This is a genomic window from Pseudomonas lopnurensis, from assembly GCF_015070855.1.
Lineage (GTDB): Bacteria > Pseudomonadota > Gammaproteobacteria > Pseudomonadales > Pseudomonadaceae > Stutzerimonas > Stutzerimonas lopnurensis.
The window spans coordinates 1-4,186 of record NZ_JADDIX010000082.1 but is presented as its reverse complement, the minus strand read 5'-3'; the positions used below and the strand labels follow the sequence as shown (position 1 = coordinate 4,186).

General features: G+C 63.2%; 3 protein-coding genes and 1 pseudogene. 1 reads left to right on the top strand and 3 read right to left on the bottom strand.

The annotated features are described in order from the left end of the window. A partial coding sequence (gene ccoN / locus IN820_RS17490) for a cytochrome-c oxidase, cbb3-type subunit I (protein ID WP_193682203.1) occupies nucleotides 1–1,302 on the bottom strand: 1,302 nt, incomplete at its 3' end. Nucleotides 1,303–1,365: 63 nt separating this feature from the next. Here ccoN and IN820_RS17485 point away from each other — a divergent pair. Beyond that, on the top strand, nucleotides 1,366–2,058 hold the full coding sequence (locus IN820_RS17485) for an alpha/beta family hydrolase (protein ID WP_193682202.1): 693 nt from the start codon (nucleotides 1,366–1,368) through the stop codon (nucleotides 2,056–2,058). 151 nt (nucleotides 2,059–2,209) lie between these two features. Here the strand turns inward: IN820_RS17485 and IN820_RS17480 are convergent, their stop codons facing one another. Then, complete coding sequence (locus IN820_RS17480) at nucleotides 2,210–3,331, bottom strand: methyl-accepting chemotaxis protein (RefSeq protein WP_408005247.1); 1,122 nt, start codon at nucleotides 3,329–3,331, stop codon at nucleotides 2,210–2,212. A 120-nt stretch (nucleotides 3,332–3,451) separates the two neighbouring features. Next, a pseudogene (locus IN820_RS23015) lies at nucleotides 3,452–3,778 on the bottom strand (PAS domain-containing protein); the annotation flags it as partial. Nucleotides 3,779–4,186: the final 408 nt, after the last annotated feature.

Below are 4,186 nucleotides of genomic sequence, written 5' to 3'. Positions count from 1 at the left end.
GAAGCCGGGGTGGCTGGCTTCCAGCGCTTCGACGAAGGAGTAGGTCAGGGTGCCGTCCTCGTTGATTGCACGCCACATCAGGCCCTGGGTGATGCCATTGACCCACATCGAGGCGATGTAGAGCACGGTGCCGATGGTGGCCAGCCAGAAGTGCGCATTGATCAGGCCGATGCTGTGCATCTGCTCGCGACCGAACACTTTCGGAATCAGGTGATACAGGGCGCCGATGGAGACCATGGCCACCCAGCCGAGGGCGCCTGCGTGCACGTGGCCGATGGTCCAGTCGGTGTAGTGGGACAGGGCGTTGACGGTCTTGATCGCCATCATCGGGCCTTCGAAGGTGGACATGCCGTAGAAGGCCAGCGATACCACCAGAAAACGCAGGATCGGGTCGGTGCGCAGTTTATGCCAGGCGCCGGAGAGGGTCATCATGCCGTTGATCATGCCGCCCCAGCTCGGCGCCAGGAGAATGATCGACATCACCATGCCCAGGCTTTGCGCCCAGTCCGGCAGGGCGGTGTAGTGCAGGTGGTGCGGGCCGGCCCAGATATAGAGGGTGATCAGCGCCCAGAAGTGAACGATCGACAGGCGGTAGGAATACACCGGACGCTCGGCCTGCTTCGGCACGAAGTAGTACATGATCCCGAGGAAACCGGCGGTGAGGAAGAAGCCCACGGCGTTGTGGCCGTACCACCATTGCACCATGGCATCGGTCGCGCCCGCGTACAGCGAGTAGGACTTCATGGCGGTGACCGGGATTTCCAGGTTGTTGACCACGTGGAGGAGGGCGACGGTCAGGATGAAGGCGCCGAAGAACCAGTTACCGACATAGATGTGCTTGACCTTGCGCGTGGCCAGGGTGCCGAAGAACACGACGGCATAGGCCACCCAGACGATGGTGATCAGGATATCGATCGGCCATTCAAGCTCGGCGTATTCCTTGGACGTGGTGAAGCCCAGCGGTAGGGAGATCGCCGCCAGCAGAATGACCAGCTGCCAGCCCCAGAAGGTGAACGCGGCCAGCTTGGGCGCGAACAGGGTGGTCTGGCAGGTGCGCTGGACCGAGTAGTAGGAGGTCGCGAACAATGCACAACCGCCGAAGGCGAAGATCACCGCGTTGGTGTGCAATGGGCGTAGACGACCGAAGCTGGTCCACGGGAGGTCGAAGTTCAGAAAGGGCCAGGCCAATTGCGCTGCGATGAAAACGCCGAGCCCCATCCCGACGATTCCCCACACCACCGTCATGATGGCGAATTGGCGGACCACCTTGTAACTGTAGGCGGTACTGGTTGCTGTGTTCATGTATGGGCTTCCATCCACGGGTAATGAGCAGTTTTTTTCTTTCTAATAGAAAGCGAGGCAAGGATGGGGAAAGGGCAATTTGCCGGTATTGACCCGGATCAATACACACAAAGTGACAAAGGGTATTCCGTCAGTTGGAATCGGCCGCAGGGCACGGCTTGCGCAAGCCTGATCCTGGCGCATGGTGCTGGCGCACCGATGGACAGCCCGTTCATGCTGGCAATGGCTGAACGCCTTGCCGCACGCGGGGTTGCGGTGTGTCGCTTCGAGTTCGCCTATATGGCCGAGCGCCGCACCGGCGGCCGCAAGCGCCCACCCGACCCGCAGGTGCGACTGCTCGACCATTGGCGGGAAATCCATGCCCTGGTGCGACAGCAAACCACAGGACCGCTGGCCATCGGTGGCAAGTCGATGGGAGGGCGCATGGCCAGCCTTCTGGTCGATGAGCTGGGCGTGGACGCATTGATCTGCCTGGGCTATCCGTTCCATCCCGCCGGCAAGCCGGACAAGCCGCGGGTGGCACACCTGGCCGCGCTGCGGACGCCGGCCCTGATCGTCCAGGGCGAGCGTGATGCGCTGGGCAATCGCCAGACCGTGGCCGGGTATTCGCTGTCCACGGCGATCACGCTGCACTGGCTTGCTGCCGCAGATCACGACCTGAAGCCGCTGAAGCGTTCCGGCCTGACGCACGAGCAGCATCTGGACAGTGCGGCCGATGCGGTCGCCGCATTTCTGCGGGACATGGCGCAGGACTGAGTGCGTCGTAGGTTGGCGCTGAGCGCAGCGAAGCCCAACTGGGACGGGCACAAACCTGTTGGGCTTCGTCGCTTCGCTCCTCAACCCAACCTACGCGCCCCGCCCCAATTACGCGCCACACGCCCCGACACTACATGGCGCCTTGGCGCGGTCAGCGGTTGAAGCGCTCCACCAGCGAATACTGGCCTTCGGCCGTGACGGCCAGGTCTTCGCTGAGCAGCGCCGAGCTGCGGGCGTCGCCCGACGTCTGGTCGGCCAGGCGAGCGATGGTGGTGACGTTATGGCTGATTTCCTCGGCCACCGCGCTCTGCTGCTCGGTGGCCGAGGCGATCTGCGTGGTCATGTCGATGATGTTGCCCATGGCGTCGCTGATGCCGGTCAGCGCCTGGTCCGCCTGAAGGACCTGGTCGACGCCGCGAGTAGCCTGTACGCGGCCTTGCTCGGTGGTTTCCACTGCATGGCGTGCCTGCGACTGGAGCTTCTCGATCAGTTGGTGGATTTCCCCGGTAGCCTCGGTCGTGCGTTGGGCGAGCTGGCGCACTTCGTCGGCGACCACGGCGAAGCCGCGTCCGCTGTCGCCGGCACGTGCTGCCTCGATCGCCGCATTGAGCGCCAGCAGGTTGGTCTGGTCGGCGATGCTCTTGATCACATCCACCACGCTGCCGATCGCTTCGCTGTCGTGGGCCAGCTGATCGACGGCTTCGCCGGTTCTGCCCACCGACTCGGACAGGTGCTGGATCGCCTTGCGGGTTTCGGCGGTGACGTCCCGTCCGTGCACGGTGAGCCGGCAGGCTTGCTGCGTGGCTTCGGCTGCCAGCGCGACGTTGCTGGCGACTTGCTGGGTGGTGGCCGCCATCTCGTTGATGGCGGTCGCGACCTGTTCGGTTTCCTGATGCTGCTGAGCCAGGCCGTTGGCGCAGTCGTGCGCCAGGGCATCGGCCTTCTTGGCCTGGGCCTGGAGCTGCACGGCGCTGTCCTGCAGGCGGGTCAGGCAGGTCTTGAGGTGTGCCTGCTGGCTGAGCATCGCCATTTCCAGCTGGGCCTCGACGCCGCGGCTGTCGGTGTACATGCGGGCGATCAGCGGGTCGCTGGTGGTCTGCCGCGCCAATTGCAGCAGGCGTTTGAGGCCACGCTGTTGCCAGTGCAGGCCGGCCAGGCCGAGCGGGACGGAGAGCAGCGCGGCCAGCGCGAAGCCCATGGAATGATTGAGCCGGGTGCCGATGAGAAAGCCGATCTGGCTGACCAGAATGAACGGCAGCCATTTGGTCAGCACCGGCAGCCAGCGGTCGCGCCTGGGCACGCCACTCTTGCCGGCGTTGATCCGGGCATAGAGGGTTTCGGCCCGCTGGACCTGCTCGCGGGTCGGCTTGGTGCGCACCGATTCGTAGCCGATCACCGTGCGCTGGATATCCACCACCGGCGTCACGTAGGCGTTGACCCAGTAGTGATCGCCATTCTTGCGGCGGTTCTTGACGATGCCCATCCAGGGTTTGCCTCGCTTGAGCGTGGTCCACATATGGGCGAACACCGCGGGCGGCACATCCGGATGGCGGATCAGGTTGTGCGGCGCGCGAATCAGCTCGTCTCGTTCGAAACCGCTGACTTCGGCGAAGATGTCGTTGCAGTAAGTGATCCGGCCTTTGAGGTCGGTGGTCGAGACCAGTCGCTGCTGGTCGGGAAAAGCGTACTCACGCTGGGTTACGGGCTGGTTATTACGCATCGACAATCAAGCCTGGCAAGGTATTCGAGAAGATAGAAGCGCCTGGTCTTCTTCTGTTTTTTGATCTCAGGGCGAGCCCATTGCTTCGGCCGCGATCGGGCGTTCTTGACCGGAAACCGATCCGTCGATCAGTTTTCATCATCCGCCATAGGCGACCAGTGGGCGCAGAGCTTAATCGTTCTGCAATCTTGCCGTTCTACTTTCAATCATGTCCGGACGTCTCTCCACCAGGAGAAACGGCGACACGGCCCGTCATGGATCCGGACAGGGCGCATGGATGTCAGCGGAACGGGAGGGGAGCGATCAATTGTCAAGGGAATGGCGGACGCCGGCCGAAGGGATTCGCGCCGGCGTTTTTAATTGGCTCTGTCCGAGTTGGCTGTTGCGGATAGACGTATCCCTGTAGGA